The sequence below is a fragment of the Thiobacillus denitrificans ATCC 25259 genome (assembly GCF_000012745.1).
GTDB lineage: Bacteria > Pseudomonadota > Gammaproteobacteria > Burkholderiales > Thiobacillaceae > Thiobacillus > Thiobacillus denitrificans_B.
In genome coordinates this window covers 293,117-319,056 of sequence record NC_007404.1, presented here as the reverse complement: position 1 = coordinate 319,056, position 25,940 = coordinate 293,117, and the positions used below count along the sequence as shown (strand labels likewise).

The 25,940-nt window shown below is 67.7% G+C and carries 24 protein-coding genes; 6 read left to right on the top strand and 18 right to left on the bottom strand.

Features of this window, described 5'->3' with window-relative positions:
• Positions 1-6 precede the first annotated feature (6 nt).
• The 17 genes from TBD_RS01485 to TBD_RS01405 form a co-directional block, all read right to left on the bottom strand.
• Complete coding sequence (locus TBD_RS01485) at positions 7-1,293, bottom strand: putative O-glycosylation ligase, exosortase A system-associated (RefSeq protein ID WP_011310810.1); 1,287 nt, start codon at positions 1,291-1,293, stop codon at positions 7-9.
• On the bottom strand, positions 1,290-2,387 hold the full coding sequence (locus TBD_RS01480; protein WP_011310809.1) for a hypothetical protein: 1,098 nt from the start codon (positions 2,385-2,387) through the stop codon (positions 1,290-1,292). Before TBD_RS01480 ends, TBD_RS01485 begins: the two co-directional genes overlap by 4 nt.
• Positions 2,384-3,769: a phenylacetate--CoA ligase family protein gene (locus TBD_RS01475; protein ID WP_011310808.1), complete on the bottom strand. Its 1,386-nt coding sequence runs from the start codon at positions 3,767-3,769 to the stop codon at positions 2,384-2,386. The genes TBD_RS01480 and TBD_RS01475 overlap by 4 nt, the downstream gene beginning before the upstream one ends.
• Positions 3,766-5,007 (bottom strand): glycosyltransferase, encoded by a 1,242-nt coding sequence (locus TBD_RS01470; protein ID WP_011310807.1) that lies wholly within the window; start codon positions 5,005-5,007, stop codon positions 3,766-3,768. The genes TBD_RS01475 and TBD_RS01470 overlap by 4 nt, the downstream gene beginning before the upstream one ends.
• Positions 5,000-6,220 (bottom strand): TIGR04063 family PEP-CTERM/XrtA system glycosyltransferase, encoded by a 1,221-nt coding sequence (locus TBD_RS01465; protein WP_011310806.1) that lies wholly within the window; start codon positions 6,218-6,220, stop codon positions 5,000-5,002. The genes TBD_RS01470 and TBD_RS01465 overlap by 8 nt, the downstream gene beginning before the upstream one ends.
• Positions 6,217-8,136, bottom strand: a complete 1,920-nt coding sequence (locus TBD_RS01460; RefSeq protein ID WP_011310805.1) for an XrtA/PEP-CTERM system amidotransferase — start codon at positions 8,134-8,136, stop codon at positions 6,217-6,219. Before TBD_RS01460 ends, TBD_RS01465 begins: the two co-directional genes overlap by 4 nt.
• Positions 8,137-8,160: 24 nt before the next feature.
• On the bottom strand, positions 8,161-9,309 hold the full coding sequence (locus TBD_RS01455; protein WP_011310804.1) for a TIGR03088 family PEP-CTERM/XrtA system glycosyltransferase: 1,149 nt from the start codon (positions 9,307-9,309) through the stop codon (positions 8,161-8,163).
• The gene (xrtA, locus tag TBD_RS01450; RefSeq protein ID WP_011310803.1) at positions 9,306-10,853 is read right to left on the bottom strand and encodes an exosortase A; all 1,548 of its coding nucleotides are present in this window, start codon (positions 10,851-10,853) and stop codon (positions 9,306-9,308) included. The genes TBD_RS01455 and xrtA overlap by 4 nt, the downstream gene beginning before the upstream one ends.
• On the bottom strand, positions 10,850-12,070 hold the full coding sequence (locus TBD_RS01445) for a TIGR03087 family PEP-CTERM/XrtA system glycosyltransferase (protein ID WP_011310802.1): 1,221 nt from the start codon (positions 12,068-12,070) through the stop codon (positions 10,850-10,852). The genes xrtA and TBD_RS01445 overlap by 4 nt, the downstream gene beginning before the upstream one ends.
• Positions 12,071-12,074: 4 nt before the next feature.
• Positions 12,075-13,139 carry a FemAB family XrtA/PEP-CTERM system-associated protein gene (locus TBD_RS01440; RefSeq protein ID WP_011310801.1) on the bottom strand — a complete coding sequence of 355 codons (1,065 nt, stop codon included), beginning with the start codon at positions 13,137-13,139 and terminating at the stop codon, positions 12,075-12,077.
• On the bottom strand, positions 13,136-13,969 hold the full coding sequence (locus TBD_RS01435; protein WP_011310800.1) for an XrtA system polysaccharide deacetylase: 834 nt from the start codon (positions 13,967-13,969) through the stop codon (positions 13,136-13,138). The genes TBD_RS01440 and TBD_RS01435 overlap by 4 nt, the downstream gene beginning before the upstream one ends.
• The gene (gene wecB / locus TBD_RS01430; RefSeq protein WP_011310799.1) at positions 13,966-15,081 is read right to left on the bottom strand and encodes a non-hydrolyzing UDP-N-acetylglucosamine 2-epimerase; all 1,116 of its coding nucleotides are present in this window, start codon (positions 15,079-15,081) and stop codon (positions 13,966-13,968) included. Before wecB ends, TBD_RS01435 begins: the two co-directional genes overlap by 4 nt.
• Positions 15,082-15,097: 16 nt before the next feature.
• On the bottom strand, positions 15,098-16,123 hold the full coding sequence (locus tag TBD_RS01425; protein ID WP_011310798.1) for an XrtA/PEP-CTERM system-associated ATPase: 1,026 nt from the start codon (positions 16,121-16,123) through the stop codon (positions 15,098-15,100).
• A gap of 74 nt (positions 16,124-16,197) precedes the next feature.
• Positions 16,198-17,631: a TIGR03016 family PEP-CTERM system-associated outer membrane protein gene (locus TBD_RS01420; protein WP_041432194.1), complete on the bottom strand. Its 1,434-nt coding sequence runs from the start codon at positions 17,629-17,631 to the stop codon at positions 16,198-16,200.
• 73 nt (positions 17,632-17,704) lie between these two features.
• Positions 17,705-18,625: an XrtA-associated tyrosine autokinase gene (locus tag TBD_RS01415; protein WP_011310796.1), complete on the bottom strand. Its 921-nt coding sequence runs from the start codon at positions 18,623-18,625 to the stop codon at positions 17,705-17,707.
• Between the two features lie 8 nt (positions 18,626-18,633).
• Complete coding sequence (locus tag TBD_RS01410) at positions 18,634-20,157, bottom strand: XrtA system polysaccharide chain length determinant (protein WP_238376475.1); 1,524 nt, start codon at positions 20,155-20,157, stop codon at positions 18,634-18,636.
• A gap of 91 nt (positions 20,158-20,248) precedes the next feature.
• On the bottom strand, positions 20,249-20,872 hold the full coding sequence (locus TBD_RS01405; RefSeq protein ID WP_011310794.1) for an XrtA/PEP-CTERM system exopolysaccharide export protein: 624 nt from the start codon (positions 20,870-20,872) through the stop codon (positions 20,249-20,251).
• 201 nt (positions 20,873-21,073) lie between these two features.
• Here TBD_RS01405 and TBD_RS01400 point away from each other — a divergent pair, with 201 nt between their 5' ends.
• The 6 genes from TBD_RS01400 (at position 21,074) to TBD_RS01375 (ending at position 25,000) form a co-directional block, all read left to right on the top strand.
• Entirely contained in the window at positions 21,074-21,469 is a 396-nt protein-coding gene (locus TBD_RS01400; RefSeq protein WP_011310793.1) for a nucleotide pyrophosphohydrolase, read from the top strand.
• Entirely contained in the window at positions 21,466-21,783 is a 318-nt protein-coding gene (locus tag TBD_RS01395) for a (2Fe-2S) ferredoxin domain-containing protein (RefSeq protein ID WP_011310792.1), read from the top strand. The genes TBD_RS01400 and TBD_RS01395 overlap by 4 nt, the downstream gene beginning before the upstream one ends.
• Positions 21,780-22,382 (top strand): alpha/beta hydrolase, encoded by a 603-nt coding sequence (locus TBD_RS01390; RefSeq protein WP_011310791.1) that lies wholly within the window; start codon positions 21,780-21,782, stop codon positions 22,380-22,382. Before TBD_RS01395 ends, TBD_RS01390 begins: the two co-directional genes overlap by 4 nt.
• The gene (locus tag TBD_RS01385) at positions 22,376-23,281 is read left to right on the top strand and encodes an ATP-binding cassette domain-containing protein (RefSeq protein WP_011310790.1); all 906 of its coding nucleotides are present in this window, start codon (positions 22,376-22,378) and stop codon (positions 23,279-23,281) included. The genes TBD_RS01390 and TBD_RS01385 overlap by 7 nt, the downstream gene beginning before the upstream one ends.
• A complete protein-coding gene (locus tag TBD_RS01380; RefSeq protein WP_011310789.1) occupies positions 23,274-24,059 on the top strand; it encodes an ABC transporter permease in 786 nt (261 codons plus the stop codon). Before TBD_RS01385 ends, TBD_RS01380 begins: the two co-directional genes overlap by 8 nt.
• 149 nt (positions 24,060-24,208) lie before the next feature.
• Complete coding sequence (locus tag TBD_RS01375) at positions 24,209-25,000, top strand: PEP-CTERM sorting domain-containing protein (protein ID WP_011310788.1); 792 nt, start codon at positions 24,209-24,211, stop codon at positions 24,998-25,000.
• Here the strand turns inward: TBD_RS01375 and lipA are convergent.
• Entirely contained in the window at positions 24,997-25,932 is a 936-nt protein-coding gene (lipA, locus tag TBD_RS01370; RefSeq protein ID WP_011310787.1) for a lipoyl synthase, read from the bottom strand. The two genes, TBD_RS01375 and lipA, sit on opposite strands and share 4 nt — an antisense overlap.
• Positions 25,933-25,940: the final 8 nt, after the last annotated feature.

Sequence of the window (25,940 nt, the reverse complement as noted above, 5' to 3'; positions counted from 1 at the left end):
GCTGCGCTACCCCGCCGCGGCCTCGCGCCGCTTGCCGAATCCCCCCACGGGCACCGGCTGTTTCTGCAGCACGCCGGAGAATTTGGCGACCAGCACCAGAATGACCATCAGGTGGTAGGGCAGGTCGAAATAGCCCATGCCGAGGAAGGCGCCGCCTGCCGCGTAGCCGATCAGGCTGACCTGGATCATCGCGGCCAGATCGGCGGCCCATTTCTTGTCCGGATCTTTCTTGCAGCGCTTGATGATCTGCTGCGCGCGCAGCCAGGCCAGGAGCCCGAGCAGCATGAACAGCGCGAAGCCGATGAACCCCTGCTCGCCCATGATCTCGAAATAGATGCTGTGCACGTCGCGCACGTTGTAGGGATCCGGCGCGTACTGGCGGAACACGGGCGGCCGCCACATCTCGAAGCCGCCGCCGGTGACGCGGTCCTTGGCGACGTTGAACGCGGTGTGCCAGGCGTTGATCCGACCCTGCGCCGACTGGTCGTCCTGGTAGGTGTTGATCGTGTTCATGCGGTCGTACCATTCCTGCGGCATGACCGCCGCGATGATGCCGACCGCGACGGCCATGTAGAGGCCGGTCACGATCTTGTTGCGGCTCTTGAGCCAGAGAAAGATACCCATCGCGACCATCGCCACGAGTCCGCCACGCGACTGGCTGCCGATCGCCGCGACGCCGGTCAGGACCATCGCGGCGGCGAGCCCGGTCTTCATCCACTTGCGGGTGTCCTGCAGATGCAGGTAGCGGATCAACGGGATGGTCATCACGAGCGCCAGCGCGAGTTCGTTGTTGCCCGTGATGAAGGTCTCGCTCGGCCCCTGCACGCGGTAGGCTCCGCCGTTGATGATCGTGAAGATGCCGCCCTTGATCCCGTAGAAACCGAAGGACAGCACGATCACCCAGAGCAGCCAGTGCAGCTTGTCGCGATCGTTGATGATGAGCGCGGTGAGAAAGATCATGAGCTGGATCTTCCACACCTTGTCCCACTGCATCCAGGCGACGTCGGGATAGAACGCGAAGAGCGTCGTGAAGAGCATCCAGGCGACGAAGATCAGGAGAAAAATCGTCTCCCGCGTCCACGGCATCTCCTTCTTTTCCTTCGACGCCATGAAGGCGGCGATCGTGACGAGGCCGACGATCATCGAAAACGGCAGGTTGTAGGCGAAGCCCCAGGCCAGCCGGTGCGGGTTCATGTAGCCGAGCCACGACCAGAGCAGGATGCCGAGCCAGGGACGTCTGAGGACGAAAGGCAGCAACCCGAAAATGACGCTTACGACGAAAATATCTCTCATGCAGATTCGGCTTTCTGTACAGCGGGCGGGATGGCGATTCCGACCATATCCATCATCAGCGCGTCGGCGAAGTATTTTGCGCCGAGCGTGTGGAAACCGAATGCGGCCGGACCGCGCCAGATCGGCGCCGCATTCGGCAGCGCGCCGCGCAGCGCGAGCCGCTCACCTTCGGTGCGCTGGCAGCGTTTGACCCAGGCGAGCAGGCGCCAGGCCGCATCGCGCCAGGCCGTGCCCTCGCCCAGCTGCGCCAGCCGCAGCCACGCGGCGGCCACTTGCGCGCTGCCGGGCACGCAGGCGTGACGCGCACCGGGGGTCCATCCGTCATCGAAGGCGGCACATAGCGAGCCGTCGGCGCGCAGGGCGTCGCCGAGCGGGCGGGCGACGCGCAGGGCCGCCTCGAGCGCGGCCGCATCCCCAAGCAGCCGGCTCGCTTCGGCCAGACTTCGCAGCGCACGGGCGAGCGCCGCGGTTGGCGTCGGCGCGGCGACGTCGACGAACCAGCCGCTCGGCGTCTGCGCGCAGCACGCAGCCTGCAGGTGCGCGCGCGCTGCTTCGCGCAAAACGGCTTCGTCGGCGAGTACCGCGAGCCGCGCGAGCACGTGGGCCGCATCGGCGTGCCACGCCGGCGTGCGGCCGGTGTCGACGTACAGGCCCCGCGCGTCGCGCACGGCGCGCGCCAGACTTTCGGCGTCGCCAAGCTGCACGTGCGCGGCCACCAGGCCGTGGAGGCGCCCGAGCGACGCGGGCTCGGGCGTCTCGAGCAAGGCGTCGCGCATGCGGCGTGCGCGCTCGGTGAGTTCCGGCCAGGCCAGATATTCGGCCGCCGGCAGGAAGGTTTCGATCAGTCGCCCCGTGGCGTCGACGCTCGGCGCCTGCCAGCCCGCTTCGAAGGTCCAGCCGCCCGCGGCCAAGCCAGGCGTCGCCGACGCGTCCTGCGCACGGCACAGCCATTCGAGCGTCGCCCGCAGGTGGGTGCGATGCGCCTGCTCAGGCTGGCGCGCGACCCCGGCGAGGTCCTGCAGGATCCAGCGCAGCGCGCGCGCGCGCCGCGCCTTGTGGCGCATCGACGCATCGAGGCGTGCGCTCGGTCTCATGTCCGCGCGGCTCCCGCCTGCGCAAGTGCGCCGTCGAGCCGAACGTGGCTGACCACGTAGCGGTGCTTGCCCGACGCCTCGGGCGCGATCGCCTCCTGCAGTTTCAGGTCGACCGCGAGCGACTCGCCGAGGCGGGCGCGCAGGCCCTGGATCAGCGCGTCGGCCGCACCGGCGTCCCATTGCGGTCCCGGCACGACCTCCACCTCGATGCGGTCGACCGCGTGCTGGACCAGCTTGAACTGCGCGACCCCGGGGATCGCGCGCAGCACGTAGATCAGCGCGAGCGCGTGCATGATGCGGCCGTCGGCGGCGACGATGAAATCGGTCTGCCGCCCGACGACGGCGTCGAGCACGGCCAGGCCGCGGCCGCCCGGATCGGCACGGCCGCTGTGCCGGACGACGTCGCCGGTACGGTAGCGGATGAAGGGCTGCGCCGCAGAGACGAGGGAGGTGACGACGGCCTCGCCCTCCTCGGCCGGATTGCCGGCGCCGTCGAGTACCTCGATGAGATGGGTCTCGCTCATCTGCAGCAGCACGCCGTCGGGTGACTCGAGCGCCATCAGGCCGGCGTCGCGCGCGCCGTATTCGACCGAGACCGCGACGCCGAACACGCGTTCGATCAGTTCGCGCTGGTGCGGAAACAACGGCTCGCCGGTACTGCTGACGACGCGCAGCGCGGGCAGCCGGGGGCGCAGCCCGCGCGCTTCGGCATGCGCGGCGAGCAGGGCGAGGCTGCTCGCGTAGCCATAGATCGCCTGCGGATTCCACGCCGCGATCGCACGCAGGTAGTCGTCCATGCGCGCGGGCGACATCTCGAAGGCGTTCAGCAGCAACTGGTTCACGAGCCGGTCGCGCAGCGTCTTGATGCGGTCGGTCTTCTTCAGCTCCACCGGCGCCCCCCATAGATAGACCTCGCGCGCACCCGGCTCGACGCCCCACCAGCGCCGTGCGCGCAGGCGCCCCGCGGCGTCGGCGGCCTGGCGCGCACGGCCGAAGTGGAAAATCAGCGGCTCGCCGCTCGAGCCACCGGTCGTATAGGGAAAAACGCCGCCGGGCACGCCGCGCCAGACCAGTTGCTCGACGTTCTCGCGGGCGTCGCGCTTGTCCATGGTCGGCAGACGCGCGAGCGCGTCGAGCTGCATCTGGCCGGCCCTGACGCTGTCGCCGAGCCCGGCGGCCTCGATGCGCGCCGCGTGCCACGGGCTGTGGGCGAGCGCGATCTGCAGCAGCGCATTGAGCCGGGCCGTCTGGTAGTCGCGCATCTGCGCGGGCGTGAGCCATTGCGTGCGCTCGAGTTCACGCAGCGTGGCGAAGGTCGGGCGCCGCACCAGCGCCTCCTGCAGGCGGAAGACGCCGCGCGCGAACCAGGCCGGCACGCTCATCGCGGCGCGAACTCCGCGTCGCCGGAGCGGATCCCGACGATCGTGTCGAAGGCGCGCAGCAGCTGCTCGATCCGCGCGTCCCACTGGTTGCGCCGGGCGTAGTCGATGATCGCCTCGCGGTCCCAGTCCGTGCGCAGCGCGTCGGTTAGCGCCGCGGTCAATGCGGACGCGTCGCCGAAGGGCACGACCCGACCGAGTTCGGCGCTGCCGACGACCTCGCGATTGCCGCCGACGTCGGTCGTGACGACGGGCAGGCCGCAGGCCATCGCCTCGAGAAAGACGTTGGCCCAGCCCTCGTTGCGCGTCGCGAGCACGAACACATCGGCGGCCGAGAGCGCCCATTTGAGCTCGGCGGGCGGCAAGGTGCCGGGAAAGTGGACGCGGCCGGCAAAGCCCAGGCGTGCGGTCCGCGCCTCGAGTTCGGCACGCATGTCGCCTTCCGCACTCGCGCCGCCGACCACGAGGTAATGCAGGTCCGGCCATTGCGCGCGCAGCGCCGGCAGACAGTCGAGAACCCGGTGCATGCCCTTGCGCTCAACGAGCCCCCCGACCGAGACGAGGACGCGCGCATCGTCGGGCAGGCCGAAGCGCGCGCGGGCTGCGGCACGATCGACCGGGTGGAACACGCCGACGTCGACGCCATTGCCGACGACCTCGGTCTTCCGCGGGTCGGCGCCGAGCTCCAGCGCGAGACGCCGCAGCGAATCCGACACCGAAAACACGCGCGCGGCGTCACGCACGACGCGGCGCAGCCGGCGCCGCAGGACCGGGTTGCGGCTGTGCGGCACTTCGGTGCCGCGCAAGGTCACGGTCGCCGGCAGGCCGAGCCAGCGCCCGAGGCGCGTCGCCGCGTCGCCGTCGGGATAGGCGAAGTGCGCGTCGATGAGTCGTGCGCCGTCGCGGCGCAGGCGGCGCAGCAGCGGCAGGCAGGCGAGCGCCATCGACAGACCGTCGAGCCGGCGCAGCACACCGGGCAGCGAAAGGAAACGCGGATGGTGGACGTCGATCCCCTGCTGGACCTCGAACGTGGCAACCGGCGGACGGTAGCCCGCACGCACGCGACGTATCAGCGACTGCCCGGGAAACCATGGCTGCGGCGAGACGACGACGAGCCGGCGACGCTGCGCGACGCGGAACATGCGCTCGCGGATGAAAAGCCCGGCACCCGGGCGTGCCGCGCTCGGGAACAGCGAACTGAACACGACGATCTCGGCGCCGCCGCCGCGCGCTTCAGTCAAGCACCGCCTCCGTCTGCACGAGACGCTGGTAGACGCCGCGATAACGGGCGACGCTCGCCGCCCAGTTGCGCTCGGTCTCGACGAAGCGCCGGCCGTTCGCCTTGATGCGTTCCCAGTCGGATGCGTTGTCGAGCAGCGCGACCGCCTTGCGCGCGAGGTCGTCGGCGTCACCGGCGCGGAACAACACGCCGGTCTTGCCGTCGTCGATCAGTTCCCGGTGGCCGCCGACGTCGGACGCGACCATGAGCCGGCCCTGCGCCATGGCCTCGAGCGGCTTCAGCGGCGTGACGAGTTCGGTCAGCCGCATCGGATGTCGGGCGTAGACGAGCACGTCGACGAGATCGTAGTAGCGGTTGACCTCGGCGTGCGGGACGCGGCCGGCGAAGACGACGCGATCCTTGAGGCCGAGGGCCATCACCTGCGCCTTGAGCGCGGCGTCCTGCGGGCCGCCGCCGACGAGCAGCACCTTCACGTCGGGCGCACGCGCGGTGATCGCCGGCAAGGCGCCGATCAGCAGGTCGAGGCCTTCGTAGGCATAGAACGAGCCGATGAAGCCGAGCACGCGGCTGGCCCCGAGGCCGAGCTTCATCTTGAGTTCGGGGTCGGCCTGGCCGCCGACCGCAAACTTGTCGACGTCGACCGCGTTCGGAATGACCGTGATCTTGCCGGCGGGGATGCCGCGCGCGACCAGATCCGCGCGCAGCCCCTCGCAGATCACCGTGACGGCGTCGGCCTGCTTCACGGCGCGCGTTTCGAGCGCGCGCGTGAGGCGATAGCGCAGGCTGCCTTCGGTCGTGCTGCCGTGGTCGACCGCGGCGTCTTCCCAGAACGCGCGGATTTCGTACACCACCGGAATGCCGAGTTTGCGGCCGACGCGAAGCGCCGGCATCGCGTCGAGCACGGGCGAGTGGGCGTGCAGGACGTCGGGACGCAGCTCGCGCGCGAGCGGCAGCAGGCGTTTCTCGATCGCGGCCATGACGGCGAAGGGATCGCCGCCGGGCAGCCGCGCGAGCACGCCTTCAGGTCTGGGCGTGCGGTAGAAATGCAGGCCGTCGGCGTCCTCTTCGGCGACGCTGCAATCGACCTGCTTGGGGCCAGAGAGGTGGAAGGTCTGCCAGCCCAGCTTCTGCTGGTTGCGCAGGATCGCCGCGCTGCGGAAGGTGTAGCCGGAATGCAGCGGCAGCGTGTGGTCGAATACGTGCAGGATCTTCATGCCGCCTCGCGCGCCGTGTCGTCGAGGCCCAGCACCTGGCCGAGGAAGGCGTCGAACATCAGGACGGTCCACAGGATCACCGAAAAATCGCGGCGGCCGGACTGGTGCGCCTCGACCACCTCGCGGAGGAATTCGCAGTTGAACATGCCGGTCCCGGCGAGCCGCTCGCCGAGCACGACCGTGCGGATCGTCGCCGCGAGCGGGCCGCGGAACCAGGCCGCGAGCGGTACCGAGAAGCCCATTTTCTTCCGGTACAACACGTCGTGCGGCAGGTAGGGCTCCATCGCCTTCTTGAGCAGGTACTTGCCTTCGCTGCCGCGCAGCTTGAGGTCGACCGGAAGACCGGAGACCCAGCCCATCAGCTCGTGATCGAGCAGCGGCTCGCGCACTTCGAGCGCATGCGCCATGCTCGCGCGGTCGACCTTGGTCAGGATGTCGCCGACGAGATAGGTCTTCATGTCGAGATACTGCACAAGCGACAGCGGGTCGTCGGTCGGCGCCACCGCGGCGTGGCGTCGCAGCACGTCGACCGCCTGGTAGCCCTGCAGCTCACGCCGGAACGCCGGCGAAAAAAGCTGGGCGCGCTGGGCGTTCGAGAGCAGCGAGACGCCATGGAAATAGCCTTCGACAGTGTCGCGCGCGAGCGCCTCGAAAGTCGTCTTGGCGCGAAACATCTTCGGTGCCCAGTCGGCCTTCGGGTAGAGCAGGCCGAGCGTTCCGAACAGCGGGCGGCGCAGACCGAGCGGGATGATGGAGCGCATGCGTTCCTCGTAGCGGAACCAGCGGTAACGCCGGTAGCCGGCGAAATGCTCGTCGCCGCCGTCGCCCGACAGCGCGACCTTGACGTGCTTGCGCGCGAGTTCGCAGACGCGATAGGTCGGCAGCGCCGACGAATCAGCGTAGGGCTCGTCGTAGACCTGGGCGAGCTTGCCAACCAGGCTGAAGTCGTCGGCGGCGACGGTCTCGACGTGGTGCCGGGTGTGGTAGCGGTCGGCGACCTGCTGCGCGTACTCGATCTCGTTGAACGCCGGGTCGTCGAAGCCGATCGAGCAGGTGTTGACCGGCGTCGACGACTGGGTCGCCATCATCGCGACGACGGCGCTCGAGTCGACGCCGCCCGAGAGGAAGGCGCCGAGCGGCACGTCGGCGATCATGCGCAGGCGGATCGATTCCTTCATGCGTTCGACCAGCTCGTCCATCGCGCCGGCTTCGTCCTTCACCGCGACCGGCGCGAAGGGCATGTCCCAGTATTGCTTCGGCAGCGCGCGCGGCGCACCGCGCTTCAGCGTCAGCGTGAAGCCGGGCGGCAGCTTGTGCACGCGCTTGAAGATGGTGCGCGGCTCGGGCACGTAGCCGTAGGCGAAGTAGTCCTCGACCGCGAGCGGGTCGACCTCGCGCCCGAGACTCGGGTGGACCATCAGCGACTTGAGCTCGGAACCGAAAATGAACTCGCCGGTGTCGAGGAAGGCGTAATAGAGCGGTTTGACGCCGAAGCGGTCGCGCACCACGAAGAGCGTTTCCTGGTTGCGATCCCACAGCACGAACGCGAACATGCCGCGAAAGCGCGCGACGCATGCCTCGCCCCAGGCCTCCCACGCGTGGACGATGACTTCGGTGTCGGAATGGGTGCGGAAGACATGGCCGAGCGCCTCGAGCTCTGGGACGAGTTCCTGGAAGTTGTAGATCTCGCCGTTGAACACGACGACGACGCTGCCGTCCTCGTTCGCCAAGGGCTGCTGACCGCTCGACAGGTCGATGATCGACAGGCGCCGATGCCCGAGCCCGAGTCCAGGTTCGAGATGCAGGCCGCCTTCGTCGGGACCGCGGTGGTGCTGGGTCTCGTTCATGCGCTGCAGCAGGTCGCGTGAAATCGCGTTGACGCCGCTGGTGTCGAAAATCCCGGTGATGCCGCACATGCGTGTCGAATCCTGTTCTGTCGATTATTCGGGCCGGTCGACGGCCGTTTGGCGTCGCCTGCCAAGCGTCTGTTCGTAAACGTCGGCGTAGGCCCGCGCCATCGCCGGGATGCTGAAGCGCTGCTCGGCACGCTCGCGCGCCGCCTTGCCGTGCGCGCCGATGCGGGCCGGCGAGTCGAGGTAGAAGAGCAAGGCCCGTACCATCTCGTCGAGGTCGTCGGACGGCACGAGCAGGCCGCTGACGCCGTGTTCGACCAGTTCGACGTTGCCGCCGACCGCCGTCGCGATGACCGGCAGGCCGCTCGCGAAGGCTTCGAGGATGGTATTGGAGACGCCCTCGTTTTTCGACGGCAGGACGAAGACGTCGAGCGCCTGCATGACCGCCGCGATGTCGTCGCGCTCGCCCGGCAGCCAGGCAAGGTGATCGAGGCCGGCGCCTTGCAGCATCTCGAGGCAGGCCTCGCGCGCCGGGCCGGCGCCGACGATCGCGAGCCGCGCGCGCTCGGCGCGGTCCGGCTGCTGGCGCATGAGCTGGATGAACGCCCGCACCAGCAGCGGGTAATTCTTGACCTCGACCATGCGCCCGACCGAGCCGAACACTATGCTCTCGGGGTGGGCGAAGTCAGGCCGCGGCCCGCTGCGCGGATGGAATTTCACGCTGTCGACGCCGTTGTAAACCTGGTGCAGGCGATGCGCCGGCACGCCGATGTCGCGGCGCAGCCAGGCCTCGAGGTCGCGGCTCACGGCGAGATAGTTGGTCACCAGCGGCCGCGCCGCCCGGCGCAGCAGGTTGTACTTCCAGTTGCGGCCGTGAAGGTCGAAGACATCGCGGCCATGCTCGCCGTGCACAGTCGCGCGCACGCCGGCGGCCGCCGCGACGAACTGCGCTTCGAGCGCGGCGAGGTTGCGCGTATGCACGAGGTCGGGCTTGAGCCGGCGCAACAGGCGCCAGAGTTGCAGCGCCCAGCCGACGTCGTGGCCGGGCGGCCGGTTGAGTGCGTGAAAATCGACGCGCTGCGCGGTGATGCGATGGCGGAAGGCGCTGTAATCGGTGAGCGCCACGACCGTGTGGCGAAAACGCTCGGGCGGAAGCGTGTTGAAAAGATTGACCATGCCGTTTTCCATGCCGCCGGTGTCGAAGCGGTGGACGACGTGCACGATATGGACCGTCACTTCCCGTCGACCCGATCGAGCGTTTTTTCCAGCGCCGGGCCCATGTCCGCCGCGAAGCGCGCGAGCGTCGCTGCCGCGTCGTCGATACGGCCTTCCTCGTAGGGCGTCGCGATCAGCACCGAGAGGCCGTCGTCGCGGCGCAGGCGGACGCGGTCCCAGGCGAGCACGAGCTTGGCGAGATGGTCGTTGACGACGGCTTTCTGGTTGATCAGGTTCCACTGCCAGACGAGCAGGCGCTGGCCGTTCCCGCCGCGCATTCGGGCCTGCCGCACGGGGCGTTCGATCCCGCCGATCTCGACCGCGACGACCGCTTCGCCGACGTTCGACCACACCGGATCTTTCTGCCGGATCATGAAGTTCTGCGAATTGACGAGCTCGGCGTCCTGGCGCTGGGTCGCGTAGTAATTGAGTTCGAGGAAAACCGGGCGCCCGGCCTGGATGTAAAACGCGCGCAGCTGACGGTCGGCGCCGACCCAGTGCGGCAGCCAGCTCGTGAACGCTGCGCCGCGCTCCCAGCCGCCCTCGGCCTCGATCTGCAGCGCCGGCATGTCCGGCAGCGGGCGGGCGTCGAGCCAGCGGGCATAAGCCGGCCACAGCACCGCGCCGAGCACGAGGAGCAGGGCCGCCGGGAGCACGCCGATCCCACGGGCTTGCGGCGACGCCGGCGCAATCACGGCGCCGTCGGCCGGCGCCTGCGTCTCGTCCTCGCGCCAGAAGCTGCCGATCCAGAACAGCAGCAGCATCACGATCCCGAAGAACACCCAGCCGTAGATGTAGTGGTCGACGCCGAGCGCGAGCTTCATGTCGGACAGGTGAGCGATCATCACGATCATGTAGGCGCGCGCGCCGTTGGCGAAGACCGGCACGATCATCGCGGCCACGGTGAAGAGCAGCCGCCGCTGCCAGGAACGGTAGGTCAGATAGGCGTAGAGCGCGCCGAGCGTGACCGACGCGATCAGGTAACGCAAGCCGGAACAGCCCTCGACAACCGACCAGTCGCCGCTCGGGACGCTGAAAAACATGCCTTCGCGGTACACCGGGACGCCGGTGATCTGCAGCAGCGCGACCGTGAAGTCGGCGGTCACGCCCATCAGCGGCTGGATCAGGAATTCGCCGACCGGCACTGCGAAGAACAGGAACATGAGCGGAAAGAACGCCGCCCACACGAAGGCCCAACCGAGCAGCGTCCAGACCGTCGCGATCAGCATCACGATCAACGCGTACTGGGCGACGACGTTGACGCTGCCGGCTTCGGCGAGCAGCCAGGCAGCGCCGCCGGCCGCGAGCAGCACCAGGCCGCGCGGGTCGGTCTGCGGCGCGATCCGCGCCAGGGTATCGCGCTGTCGCCAGATCAGCCAGACACTGATCGGGAAGATCAGAAAGCCGTGGGCGAAGGTTTCGGAGCGCTCCCAGATCTCGATCATCGAATGGAGCGTCGGCCAGAACATGCCCGCGACGATCACGGCGACGCCGAGGGTCAGCGCCGCCACCGACGCCCAGGCATGGGGTCGCACGGCAGGCAGGGAATCGGGCACGGCGCTCATGCGGGGCAGGTCTCCGAGTCAGGCAGGACGGCGGGCGGCGCCGTGAACAAGGCATCGACGGCAGCGACGTTGCGGCCCCAGTCGTAGCGGGCGAGGATGCAGTCGCGCCCGAGCAGGTTCGCAGCCGGCGAAAGCAGGCGGGCGACGACGCTGCGCACGAGCCCCGGCTCGTCGAGCGCGAGATCGAACTCGCGGCCGGGTGCGCCGCGGATACCTTCGGCCGCCTGCGGCGTCACGACGACCGGGCGCGCCATCGCCATCGCCTCGAGCACCTTGTTCTGCACGCCGCGGGCGATGCGCAGCGGCGCGACCGCACACGCCGCGTGGGCGATCCACGGCCGCACGTCGGCGACGCTGCCGGTGACCACGACGCCGGGCCGGCGGCCGAGCGCATGCACGGCGTCGCTCGGGCGGCTGCCGACGATGGTGAATTGCGCCGTCGGCACGGCCTCGCGGACGGCCGGGAAAACATGCTCGGCGAACCAGGTCACCGCGTCGACGTTCGGCCAGTAATCCATCGCGCCCGTGAATACCACGGCGCGCACGTCGGCGGCATACGGATTCGGATAATCGCGCTCGGGCGAAAAATAATCGGCGTCGACGCCGTTCTCGAAGGCCGCGATCCGGTCGCGCGCGGCCGGCGCGCGCTGCTGCAGCAGGCGCGCTTCCTCGGGCGAGACGAGCAGCGTGGCGTCGAATGTCTCGGCGACGCGGGCTTCCCACGCCGCGAGCTTGCGCGCCTCGCGTGCGTAGATGCACGACAGCGGCCAGCGCCGGGTCGGCGCGTACTGCGCCCATTTGTCGGAGTCGACGTCGACCATGTCGAGCACGCGCCGCGCAAGCGTCGGCGGCATGCTTTGCGCCATCGCCGAGGAGAACGCGAGCCCGCCGGTGACCGTGCCCTCGCGCGCCAGCGCTTCGGCCCAGCGCGCGAGCGCAGCACTGCGGTAATACGGCAGCGTCAGCGCCTCGCCTGTCAGGAGTCCACTCACGCTGCGCAGGCGGGCGCGACGCGGATGCAGCGGAACGAGCTTGATCGACGCGCAATAGGGTTTCAGCGCGTCCCGGTATTGCCAGTCGTCGGGGTCGTCGACGAAGGCGCCGAGGTGGATCGCGTGACGCGTACTCAGATGACGCAGCAGATGGAAGGAACGGATCTTGTCGCCCTTGTTGGGCGGAAACGGGATGCGGTGCGCGAGGAACAACAGGCCGTCCATGTACCTAGCCCAGGTTCTTCACGATATGGGGGCCGATCGCGTTGGCGAGCGCACGCGGCATCCGCTTCCAGGCCTCGATGAAAAGACGGTATTTCGGATTGAGCGGGTTGATCTCGGGAACGGTCGAATCCGCGACGAGGAAATACTCGTAATGCAGCGGCGTCGGCTCGAAGCCCCAGTTCTTCTTGAAATCGAAGGCGCCGGTGCCGCGCTTGCTGCGACCGAAGTCGAAGACCTTGAGCCCACGTTCGCAGGCCCGGCGCATCAGGTCCCAGTACATGAAGTCGTTGCCGGCGACGGCACGCGCGGCGTCGGTGCCGCCGCCGTAATACGGCAGCACTTCGTCGCGGAAATAGAACGAGATCACGCTCGCGATCACCTCACCCTTGAGCGTGATCGTCAGCACTTCGCAATCGTCGCCGAACGCGTCCTTGAGCAGCCGAAAGAAGCGGCGCGAAAAGACCGGCGTACCGAGGCGGTGCACGCTCGCCGAATAGGCCTCGAAGAAGCGCCTCGTATCGCCGTCGATCTCGCCGACGAGACCTGCCTTGATGCCCTTTCGCACCATCGCGCGCTGTTTGCGAGGGATCGCGTTCATGTTCGCCTCGACCTCGGGCGCGATCGCCTTCTTGAACGTGACGTAGAGATCCTTGGTCGGCCAGTCGGGATGCTGCGCGACCTGGTTGCGGTATTCGAGCGCGCCGACGCCGAGCCGCGTCGCGAGCGCCTGCGCCGCGGCATCGAGCGCGCGCGCCGCTTCGTCGTCGTCGGCAAGAATGCCGCCGTAGGCGCAGAACGGCAGCGAGCCCAGGCTGTGTCCGAAGAGGCGGCTCTTGATCTCGGCCAGCGGCAGCACGCCGACGATTTCCCCCGCGCGCTCGGCGAGCAGGAAATGCGTCCGGTGCGCGAAGGCGTCCTCGATCACGCGCTTCCAGCCGGCACGATGGAAGAAGGTCGCGCCCGGATGCGCCGCGACGTAGGTGTCCCAGCGCGCGGCTTCGGCCGCGTCGAGGGTGCGTACCGAGAGCGCGGCTGCCTCGTGCACGAAGGGTTGCGCGCGGCTGTTCACGGCTCGCCAAGGAACACGCGGTCAACGCGGTCCCATTCGAAGTCGTTCAGCAGGCGGCGCAGGCGGCCCGCGGTGCGCTGTAGATTGACGTAGTGGCGGAAGCGCGCCTTCATCGACACGCCGGACGGGCGCGGCTGCTCGGGGTCGACTTCCCAGGGGTGGAAGTAGAACATGCACGGCGCGCCGTCGCGGGCGTTGACGCGCTTGAGCATCCAGCGCGACATCTCGTAGGGCAGCAGGCGAAACCAGCCCCCTCCGGCTGCAGGCAGGTTGCGGCCGAAGAGCGGCAGCGTCGTCGGCGGGACCTCGAGAATGCCGCGCTCGCCGTTCGGGCGATGCGGGAAACGCGGCGCGTCGGGCATGCCGTAATGGTCGTGCCGCACCGGATAGATGCTCGAGCTGTAGACGTAACCGGCCTCTTCGAGTTCGGCGACCGCCCACCAGTTGCGATGGTCGATCGAGAAACTCGGCGCGCGGTAGCCGCGCACGGCGACCCCGCCGAGGTCCTCGAGGATACGCTTGGCGCGCGTGATGTCCTCGCGAAACGCGGCCGGCGTAAGGTCGCTCGCGCGCTCGTGTCCGTAGCCATGGCTCGCGAGTTCGTGGCCGTTGTCGACGATGCGGCGCACCACCTGCGGATAACGCTCTGCGATCCAGCCGAGCGTGAAGAAGGTCGCCTTCGACCGGCTCTCGTCGAAGAGGTCGAGGATCAGATCGACGTTGCGTTCGACTCGGCACGGCAGCGTGTTCCATTGCTCGCGCGGAATGTGCGGCGCGAACGCCGATACCTGAAAGTAATCCTCGACGTCGACCGACAGGGCGTTCTTCATCGGCCGACACCCCCCGCGCGCACGCCTTTCTGCTGCGGCAGCCAGCCCTGCAGATGGTGCGCGATGCGCCTCGCAGCGCGGCCGTCCCAGTACTCGGGAATGCGGCCGGCCTTGCCACGTCCCGCGATCACGTCGGCGAAGGCGGCGCGAATCGCGGCGGGATCGGGTCCGACGAGCGTATTGGTGCCCTCGTCTATCGTGATCGGCCGCTCGGTGCTCGTGCGCAGCGTCAAACAGGGGACGCCGAGCGCGGTCGTTTCTTCCTGGATGCCGCCCGAATCGGTCAACACGAGTTTCGCTTCGCGCATGAGCCCGAGCATCTCCAGGTAGCCGAGCGGCGGCAGGACCCGGAGCCCGTCGAGCTTCGAGGTGAAGCCGAATTTCTCGATGCTGCCGCGCGTGCGCGGATGCAGCGGGACGACCACCGGCAGCGTGCGATTGATCTCGGCGACGACGTCGAGCAAGGCCGCGAGTGTCGCCGCGTGATCGACGTTGGACGGTCGGTGCAGGGTCAGGACGGCGTAGTCCGCGAGCGGCGCGCCGAGCGTGCCCGACGCGGGCACCGCACGTTCGAGGTTGCGGTACAGCGTATCGATCATGACGTTGCCGACGAATTCGACGCGCGCGGCGTCGATCCCCTCGCGCTGCAGATTCGCGAGCGCGCTCTTCTCGGTCGTGAACAGCAGGTCCGAAATCTGGTCGGTCAGCACGCGGTTGATTTCCTCGGGCATGGCCCGATCGTAGCTGCGCAGGCCCGCTTCGACGTGAATCACGCGCACGCCGCGCTTGGCCGCGACGAGCGCGCAGGCCAGCGTCGAGTTGACGTCGCCGACGACCAGCACGGCCTGCGGCTGGACGCGTTCAAGCACGGGTTCGAAGCGCTTCATGACCTCGGCCGTCTGCACGGCGTGGCTGCCCGAGCCGACTTCGAGATGATGGTCGGGCTGCGGAATGCCGAGGTCGGCGAAGAAGCCCTCACTCATGGCCGCGTCGTAGTGCTGGCCAGTATGGAGCAACTGCGCGGCGATGCCGGCTTCGGCGAGCGCCGCCATGACCGGCGCGATTTTCATGAAATTGGGGCGGGCGCCCGCGACGCACAGAATCTGGGTCATTGGGGGATCACGCCCTTCAGCGCGCGGGGTCGTGCGGGCCCGGCGGCGTGTCGTCGTTCGCCGCCTCGCGCTCGCTCACGGTGTAGAGGATCTTGCGCACGATCGGGAGGATGCGATTGACCGAGCGCTCGAGCTGTTCGATGCGCTGGGCGAGCCGCCCGCCGTCCTCGGCATAGAAGGCATCAGCCGCACGCGCGTCGGGCTTGGCGCCGCGGTCGAAGTCCTGGTGGGCGACTTCGCTCCTGAGGTCGGCGATCACCTCGTCGACCTCGGCCTCGCCGAAATGGCGCTTTTCCTCGAGGAAGCCGAACAGGAGCAGGCGGTCGCAGGTCGTGTTGAGCCGGCGCGGGATGCCGCCGCTGAAGCGATGCAGGGCGGCAAACGCGTCGTCGTCGAAGCCCGGCATGCCTTGCCACCCCACCGTGCGCAGCCGGTGCTCGATGTAGCCGCGCGTCTCGTCCGCGTCGAGCGGCCCCAGGTGATACGAGGCGACGACGCGCTGACGCAGCTGCTGCATGTCCGGGCTCTGCAGTATGCCGCGAAACTCGGGCTGCCCGAGCAAAAAGGTCTGGATCAGCGAGCGTTCGTCGTTCTGGAAATTGGACAGCATGCGCAATTCCTCGACCGCGCGCGGCGTGAGGTTCTGCGCTTCGTCGACGACGAGCAGCGCGCGCTTTCCCTGGCGCGCCGCCGCGGCGAGAAAACTTTCGAGATTCTTCAGCAGCGCCGACTTGGTGAGCCCCTCGTGCTCGAGCCCGAACGAGGCGGCGACGCTGCGCAGCGTGTCCTCGGCGTCGAGCTGCGTGGAGACGAGCTGCGCGGCGACGAGGTTGTGTGCCTCGAGCTGACGGAACAGGTTGCGCACGAGCGTCGTCTTGCCGGCGCCGACCTCGCCCGTGATGACGATGAAGCCCTCGCCGAGCGAGAGGCCGTAGTCGAGATAGGCCATCGCCCGCTTGTGCCCCTTGGAGCCGTAAAAAAACCGCGGATCGGGATTGAGCTGAAAGGGCTTGGCGCTGAAGCGGTAATAGTCTTCGTACATCGCGATCGGTTTCTCAGTGAGGCACTCCGGCGCGTGCGGGGAAGCGCAGCACGCGGGTACCAGTCGGGCCGCGGTCAGAAGCGCATGGTGACCGAGGCCGTGATGCGGTTTTCTTCATAATCCGCGCTCGCCGCGTTGGAGTCGCGCTCGATATGACGGTAGGTCAGCGCACCGTTGAACTGCTCGGTGAAGCGATGGTTGAGGCCGAGATCGAAGCTCATGATGTCGTCCTCGCGCGCGGCGCCGCCCGTGGCAGTGCTATCGAGGCTGTTGCGAATGAATGAAAGGCCGCCGTTCGCGGATGTTCTCGGCGATAGGCGATAGTTGACGAGGCCCGAGACGGACTGCACGCGGTCCTCGCCCTGAGTGGTCGTCTGGAACTCGCGGGTGAGGTCCGAGAGGCGCACCGACATCGTCGTGCGCAGACCGACGTCCCAGGACACCCCCGCGGTCAACTGCTTGGCGATGAATACGTTGTTGGCGAGCGAGCTACCGAAGAAAAGATCCAGGTCGCACCGCGCGTTGATGAGATCAAGTAGGTTAGGGGTCTCGGGAAGTACCGTCCCGGCCGGGCAGGACGCGTTCACCGCCTGCAAATTGCTGTAATCGGTCACCATCCGCGAAATATCGCTCACATCCTCCGAGTAACGCAGGTCCCAGCGTGTGTCCCGCGTCCGGTGGCTCGCCGAAAGACCGAAGGTCGGACCGAAGTAGCTCTCGCCTGCCGAGGCTTCGAAGCTGGTCCGGCGCGTCGGTGCCCAGCCGAAACCGACGCGATAGAACGAGCCGTCGGTGTCAGTCGCGCTCAGGTATTCGTTGCTGTCCTCGCCGACCGTGCCGAACACGCGGAACTTGCGTGACAACGCATAGCCGAGCGTCGCGCTCGTGCGTTCGAAGGTCGTGTCGGCGCTGTCGCGATAGTCGGTCTCGCGGATCGAGTAGTCGAGCGACCAGCTCAGGTCGTCGAAGCGCGTGCCGCTGCTCAGGCTCGCCTTGAACGCGTTCGAGTTCGAATCGGCCGCGACGTCGTTCTCGAACATCGCCCCGCTCTTCGTATAGCGTGCCTGCGCGTAGGCCCAGGTGCCGAGGCGCTTCTGCACGTAGGGGCTGATCGAATAGGCGCCGACGGTCGCGCGGTTGGCGTCGTTGACTTCGGCGTCGGCGGGCGAGCCGAGCAGCGAGATCAGTTCCTGCGACACACGGGCGGTGCCATCGACGAACAGGAAATCCTCGACGAGTTCGGCTTTACCGACGGCGTTGAGGTTGTGATAGAGGTCGTCGCTCTCGTCGTCGCCGAAGCGCATGACGGCGGTCGCCCCGTAGTGCAGCGACGCCTGAACCCGACGCGAGCCTTCCGAGCGCAGCGTGAAGCCAGGCGTGCCGCTGAGGATCAGCGCGTTGTCGGGATCGGTCGCGCTTTGATTGGCGTTGTCGGTATAGGTCGCCGCCGTGGTCAGCGTCGGCTCGAAGCGCCAGTCTATGGCATGGCTCGACGGCGCGTGGCCCAACGCGAGACACGCCGACCAAAGCCATACGCGGCTCGCCCGCGGCGCGCCTCCCTGCCGGCCCCGGCAGCGACGCTTATTTGCCGTAGCTGCCATAGTAGCCATAGTAGTAATCGGCACCCGGGGTCGGCGTGGTCTTGTTGAGGAGCATCCCGATCACTTCGCAGGACTGGATGTGGCTCAGCGCTTCGCGCACGGCCTCCTGCGAGGTCTTTTCCGCTTCGACGACCATGACGATCTGTCCCATGTGGGTAGCGAGCACGCTCGATTCGCTGGTCGCGAGCAGCGGCGGCGAGTCGAAGAGAATGATGCGGTCGGGATAGCGGTTGCCGATGTCCTCGACCAGACGGGTCATCGCCGCGCTCGCGAGCAATTCGGTCGCGCGCTTGTAGGTGCGGCCGGCCGGCAGCACGGTCAGCTTGGCGATGTCGGTCTTGATCAGCACGTCGGACAACTTGAGATCCTTGTCCTGCAGCACGTCGAGCAGGCCCTTGTCGGCATGGATGCCGAGATACTCGGGCACGCGCGGCTTGGCGACGTCGGCGTCGATCAACAGCACGGTGCGGTCCATCTCCATCGCCATCGAGATCGCGAGATTGATCGCGCAGAAGCTCTTGCCCTCGCCCGGCAGCGAGCTCGTCACCATGATGAGGTTGCCGTTCTTGACGCGCGCGGCGCCCTGTCCAAAGGCATTCGCGATGAGCGGCCGCTTGATGATGCGGAACTCCTCGGCGATCTGGCTTTTTTCCGCATCGGGCGAGACGACGCCCATGCGGTGCAGCCGCGCGAGGTTGATCGACTGCACCTGGCTGTTGCCCTCGAGCGTCGGATCGGGGTCAGGCGTGCTGAACATCGGCTCGACCGGCGTGGCGACGAAGGGATTGGCGTGACTGCTGCTGCGCTGCTTGGCCATCGCGCCTTCGATCAGGTTGGCGTCCTGCGCGCCGGTCGGGGCGCCCCCGCCAATCTTGCCGGCGGCTTTTTCGATAATGCTCATGCTCCCTCCTAACCCGCGCGCGTCACGACAAGCTGCAGGACCATCACCGCACCGTAAGCCGCAATCAGGCTACCGAGCGCGGCCAGATAGGTCAGCAGGCCCTTGCGCCGGCGACGCCGAGACTGCTCGGTCTCGACGCGCGAGACCGCGCCGAGCAGCGGCAGGCCGGTCAGCTCGCGCAGCACGCGACGGTCGGTGACCGTGCGCCGCAGCTGGCTCAAGAGGAAGGACACCGCGATACCCGCTCCGAGGCCGCCCAGCGTGACCAGCGACAGCAGCAGCGGGCGATTCGGCCAGGCCGGCTGGCTCGGCACGAAGGGCGGATCGATGACCCGGAAATCGACGGTATCGGTCTTGCTCTCGACTTCGCCCGACATCGTCACCGACTCGCGGCGCTTCAGCAGCGCGTCGTAGTTCTGGCGATAGACGTCATAGTCGCGCATCAGCTGGGTGTATTCCTGCTCGACCTGCGGAATCATGTTGGAGGCGTTGCGCAATTCGCCGTAGCGCCGCTGGTACTCGGCCACGCGCGCGCTCAGCGACGCCACCGTCGCGTCGGCTTCGGCGATCGCGATCGTGAGCTGCTGATAAACCGGGTTCTGGATACGCGCACCGGCCGGATCGGCCTTCTTCTGCGCGAGATCGGCCTTCTTCTGCGCCTCGAGCTTTTCGATCAGGCGCTTGGTCGCCTGGATGTCGGGATGCAGCTCGGTGTATTGCAGACGCAACTGGTCCATCTGCTTCTGCAGGGCCTGGATCCGCCCGTCGATTTCGCTGTCGGTCGCCACGGCCGCGGCGGCCGCGGTCAGCTCGGGCTCCTCATCGGCCAGCTGGCGCTTGAGCTGGTTGCGGCGGTTGACCGCCTCCTGCTGGTCGAGTTGCGCCTGGCGCAACTGGGCGCTCGCCTCGGCGAGCTTGGCGTAGTAGTCACCACCCTGCCCCGGCATCATGCCGATGTTCTTCTGCTTGAATTCCTTGAGCGCGTTCTCGGCGTCGGTCAGCTTCTGCTGATATTGCTGCAGTTGCTCCTCGATGAAGCGCTGCGAGCTCGAAATGTCCTGCCGCGTCTTGCCGAGACTCGACTCGACGAAGATCGTGAGCAGCGACTGCACGACCTTCTTGGCGAGTTCGCCGTTCGCGTCCTGGTAGCTGATCGTGTAGAGGTTCTCGCGCCCAGCGTCGGCGATCGAGATCTTGCTCGCGAGCCCGTTGAGCATCGCCTCGGTCTGCTCGGGCGAGTTGGCTCTCACGTCGAGATCGGTCATCCGCGCGACCTTCTCCAGCGTCGGCCGGCTGACCAGCTGGCGCGTCATGAGCTTGATCTGCTGCTCGACGTTGGGCTCGGCAGCAAGCCCCGACAACAGCGGCTTGAGGAGGGTTTGCGTGTCGACGTAGACGCGCGCCGACGCCTGGTAGCGGTCCGGGATGATCATGACCCAGGTCCAGCCGACGATACATACGAGCCAGGCCACCGCGATGCCCCACCAGCGGCGTTGCCACGCCGCCTTGGCGTAGCCGAGAACTTGCTGCAAAACTTGATCCATACGCAGGACCCTCAGCCATCAAAAAGCGCCGGCCAGCGTGGGCTCGGGCACGAGCGCCGCGCGAGCGGCGCGGACACGTTTAGAACAGGCTTTCAGGCACGACGAGGACATCGCCGGGGCGCATGTCGACGTTTGCGGAGACGTCGCCGCCGCGCAGCAGATCTTCGAGACGGACGCCGAGGCGCTCCTGCTTGCCGTCGACGGTGCGGAGGATGTAGGCCTTGTTGCCGGCAGCGAAATCGGTGAGTCCGCCGACCGCGATCATGAGGTCGACGAGGCTCATCTTCTCGCGGTAATTGAGCGCCTGGGGCTTGGCGGCTTCGCCGACCACGCGGATCTGCTGGTCGAACGGCCCGATGCCGCCGCCGACGATGACAGTGACGATCGGTTCCTGGATGTACTTGCCGAGCGCCTTTTCGATGTCCCGCGCGAGCTGCGTCGGCGTCTTGCCGGACGCCTGCAGATCCTCGACGAGGTTCATGGTCATTTTGCCGTCTGGACGCACCGGGAAGGTGCCCGAGACTTCGGGGTTGCGCCATACGAAGACGTTGACCGAATCGCCCGGGCCGACCAGGTAATTCCAGTCGTACTGCCCGGTGCGCTCGGGCGCAGGCGGGTATGTCGGCGTACCCGAGCATCCCGCGACGGCGACCACTGCGAGCAGCAGGCTCGCGCGCGAGAGGTGCTTTTTGATCGTGATCATCTCCATCCCCGTTGTAGGTATTAATTCGCCGGCATTATGCACCAGCGAATTAAAAAAAACTGGTGTTTGTGGAAGAGGCTGCTAGCAAACCACGGACCAGCACAGGAAGCCCCTACGAACAAGGCCGGCTGCCTCGGCACGCGACGGGCGGCGTCGGCGCCTCGACAGCAGTGTCGTGAGCCCGCCGTCCGGCGCGGTATCATGCTGCCCATGCCTGAACACGACATCGACGACCTCGACACGCTGCGCCGGCGCATTCACGAGTTCGCGCAGGCGCGGGCATGGGACCGCTACCATACGCCGAAGAACCTGGCGATGGCGCTGTCGGTGGAAGCCGCGGAACTGCTCGAGCCCTTCCAGTGGCTCACGCCCGAGGAAAGCCGGGAACTCGGCGCCGAGCAGCACGAAGCGGTGCGGCAGGAGATTGCCGACGTGCTCATCTACCTGACGCGGCTCGCGGATGTCCTCGAAATCGACCTGCTCGAGGCAGCCGCCGACAAGCTCGCGCTCAACGCGCGCAAATATCCGGTCGACAAGGCCTACGGCAACGCCCTCAAACATTCATGCCCTCCTGGGGATTCGGACTTTTCGGAATGACTGACCCATACTTCAAGCACCACGTCTTTTTCTGCACCAACCAGCGCGACGATGGGGCCAAATGCTGCGGCGCCGCCGGCGGCCAGCACATGCGCGACTACCTGAAGAAGAAGATCAAGCAGGCCAACCTGAACGGCGAAGGCAAATGCCGCATCAACACCGCCGGTTGCATGGACCGCTGCGACGAGGGGCCGGTCCTCGTCGTCTATCCCGAAGGCGTCTGGTACACCTACGTCGACGAGAGCGACATCGACGAGATCTTCGAGGCCCACCTCAAGGAAGGGCGGATCGTCGAGCGCCTGCGGCTCAGGTGAAACGCTACAAGCTGCGTATTCCGGCGCCTGCGGGCAGGCTGGAAACGGTCATCGACGACCCGGAAAACAATCGCCAGGGGCTGCTGCTCGTCGCCCACCCCCATCCGCTGCACGGCGGCAGCCTCGACAACAAGGTCGTGACGACGCTGGCCAAGGCGGCGAACGAGGCGGGATGGGTCAGCGTGCGGCCGAACTTCCGTGGCGTCGGCATGAGCGACGGCGCCTTCGACGCCGGGATGGGCGAAACCGATGACCTGCTGGCCGTCGCCCGCTTCGTCGAAGCGAGCTACCCGGGCCTGCCCTGGGCGCTCGCCGGTTTCTCCTTCGGCGCCTTCGTGCAGCATCGGCTGCGCCAGGAATTGCCGGCGAAACGCCTGATTCTGGTCGCGCCGGCGGTGACGATGTACGAGTTCGACGCGGTGCCGGCCGATACGGTCGTGATCTTCGGCGAGGCCGACGAGCTGATCCCGCCACCCGCGATCCGCCTGTGGGCCGAGAAACAGCAGCTGACGACCAAGGCGATCCCCGACGCGGGGCATTTCTTCCACGGCAAGCTCAAGGAACTCAAACAGGCTTTTCTCGAGGCCTGCCCGTGCTGAAGGTCCACGGCCTGACCAAGCGCTACGGCGACGTCGAAGTCGTGCGCGGCCTCGACCTGCACGTACGGCGCGGCGAATGTTTCGGCCTGCTCGGGCCGAACGGCGCGGGCAAAACGACGACCCTGCGGCTGCTCCTCGGCCTCATCACACCCGACGGCGGCAGCATCGAGCTTGCCGGCTTCGCGGTGCCCGCACATGCACGCGAGGCGCGGATGAAAGTCGGCGTGGTGCCGCAGATGGACAATCTCGATCCGGACTTTTCGGTCCGCGAAAACCTGCTCGCCTACGGGCGCTACTTCGGCATGAGCAAAGCCGCGATCGCGGCGCGCGTGCCCGAGCTGCTCGAACTCGCCGGCCTCGCGAACAAGGCCGACGCCCGCATCGTGCAGCTCTCGGGCGGGATGAAACGCCGGCTCACGCTCGCCCGCGCGCTCGTGCACGACCCGGACATCCTGTTTCTCGACGAGCCGACGACCGGGCTCGACCCGCAGGCGCGCCATCTGATCTGGCAGGGCCTGCGGCGCCTGACCAATGCCGGCAAGACCATCGTGCTGACGACGCACTTCATGGACGAGGCCGAGCGCCTGACCGACCGCCTCGCGATCCTCGACCACGGCCGCGTCATGACCGAGGGCGCGCCACGCGAACTCATCGAATCGCACATCGAGCCGGCGGTCGTCGAGATTTTCGGCGAGGGCCTCGAAGACTGGACGCGCGAACGCGCTGGCGCCGTGTGCCAACGCTTCGAAACCGTCGGCGAGACGCTCTTCTGTTATACGGACGAAGGCGAACGCGTGATCGCCGAACTCAAGCAGGCGCCCGCGCTGCGCTACCTGCACCGCCCCTCGAACCTCGAGGACGTGTTTCTCAAGCTCACGGGGAGGGATCTGCGTGACTAGTCATCTGCGCCTTCCGCGTCTGTCGTGGCGCTTCATTCCGGTATGGCAGCGCAATTACCTGGTCTGGCGAAAGCTCGCGATTCCGTCGATCCTCGGCAATCTCGCCGACCCGATGCTCTACATGCTCGGCCTCGGCTACGGACTCGGCCGCCTGCTACCCGACGTCGGCGGCATGCCCTACCTGACCTTCCTCGCCGCCGGCACGGTCGCCTATAGCACGATGAACGCGGCGACCTTCGAGGTCTTGTACTCGGGCTTTTCGCGCATGCACGTGCAACGCACCTGGGACGCGATCATGAATGCGCCGCTCACGCTCGACGACGTGATGCTCGGCGAGCTGAGCTGGGCGGTGGCAAAAAGTCTGCTGTCCGGCCTCGCGATCCTCGCGGTGATCTGGGGCCTGGGCCTTTACGGCCACTTCTGGATGACGCTATGGATCATCCCCGTGGTCGCGCTGGTCGGCTTCTGCTTCGGCGGCATGGGGCTGGTCATGAACGCGGTCTCGCCGAGCTACGATTTCTTCCTTTATTACTTCACGCTCGTGATCACGCCGATGGTGCTGCTGTGCGGCGTCTTCTTCCCCGTCTCGCAACTGCCACCGGCGCTGCAGGCGGTGTCGGCTTGGCTGCCGCTGACCCATGCGATCGACCTCGCGCGCCCGCTCGTGGCCGGCAACCGGCCGGACGACATCGTCCTGCATACGCTCGCGCTGCTGGGCTACGGCACGGTCGGCTACGTCGTCGCGCTCGCGCTGACACGCCGGCGCCTGCTCAAATAACTGTCGATCGACAGACGATAGCGACGATTCCAGCACAGGCCTGACTTGCCGTCGCGGCGGCAAAGCCCGGTTTTCCGCGGCGCACCGCGCCGGGCCGCCTTTGGAACGCGAATTGCAACGACGTACTCGGAAGCTCGAGGACGCCACGTATGCAAAACAAAACCGATAAAAAAACCGCATCCCGTCGTCGCGCGCGCCGCGCCGGCATGCTCGCAATGCTGATCTCCACGCTTCTCACTCCGGCGGGCACGATCGTCGCCGGGGCGGCCGTCACGGCAGCCCTAGTCGGAAGCGTCGTGGTCGGGACCGCGCTCGACGTGCCGGACGAATCCAAGCCCCAGCGTCCGGCCGCAAAGGCCCGACCCTCACAGGCCGCGAGTCCCGCGACCGCCGGGCCCGACGTGATCCCGATCGAACACGACGGCCAGACCCTGATCGTCGCGCTGACGGAGCCCGCGCCGTACGCCTTGCCACCCGCGTCGCCGCCGCCCGGGTTCGCGTTCCCCGGGCACACAGGCGGTGCACCCGGCGCCCCTACGGAGCCTGCGCCCCGGCGCCCGCTCGCACCGATGCCGATGCCGCCGGAAGCGGCGCCGTCACCGCTGCCGCCCCAAGCACCTGCCGGTCCGAACGGCCCCGGCCGGCCGGAGGTGAACGTCCTCCCCCCACCGACCACGACCAACTCACGCGACCCCGAAATCCCGCGCGAGCCGCCGCCCGACATGCCACCGCCGCCTGAATCGCGCGAGCCGTCCGGCCCCTCGGTCAACACCGTGCCGCGCGAGACCGTGACACCCGATACGTTCGCCGGCATGCCCCATGGCGGCGGCGCCGGGCGGCACGCTATTCCCGAGCCTTCGATCTGGGGACTCGTGCTGCTCGGCGGCGCAGCACTCGCGCTGGCGCGCCGCCGCCCCGCGCCGGCGGCCGACCCGGCCTAACCTGCCGCTGCCGCGGCGGCCTGCTGGTCGGCGTGGTAGCTCGAGCGCACCATCGGCCCGCAGGCCGCGTGCCGGAAACCCATCGCCAATGCTTCCTGCTCGAACTGCGCAAAGCGCTCGGGGGTGACGAAGCGCAGCACCGCCAGATGGTGCCGCGAGGGCTGCAGGTACTGGCCTAGGGTCAGCATGTCTACGCCGTGCGCGCGCAGGTCGCGCATGACCTCGAGGATCTCGTCGTCGGTTTCGCCCAGCCCGAGCATCAGGCCCGACTTGGTCGGGATGTCGGGGTGGCGCGTCCTGAAATCCTGCAGCAGTTTGAGCGAATGCGCGTAGTCGGCGCCCGGGCGCGCGGCCTTGTAGAGGCGCGGCACGGTTTCGAGGTTGTGGTTCATGACGTCGGGCGGGGCACGGTCGAGCGCCGCGAGCGCCTTGTCGAGGCGGCCACGAAAATCGGGAGTCAGTATCTCGATCCGCGTCGCCGGCGATTTTTCGCGCACGGCCGCGATGCACTCGGCAAAATGCCCGGCGCCGCCGTCACGCAGGTCGTCGCGGTCGACGCTCGTGATGACAACGTACTTCAAGGCCATCAGCGCGATCGTTTCGGCGAGATGACGCGGCTCGTCGGCGTCCGGCGGCAAGGGCGTGCCGTGGCCGACGTCACAGAACGGGCAACGCCGCGTGCAGAGGTCGCCAAGGATCATGAAAGTCGCCGTGCCGTGGCCGAAGCACTCGCCGAGATTCGGGCACGACGCCTCCTCGCACACCGTGTGCAGCTTGGCTTCGCGCAGGATGCCCTTGAGCCGTCCGACGTTCGGTAGGCTCGGCGCCTTCGCCCGGATCCACGGCGGCAGGCGTTGCCGCTCTTGCGGCACGATCTTGATCGGGATGCGCGACGTCTTCGCCGCGCCTTTGTGCTGGAGGGGGTCTGCCATAATCTGCT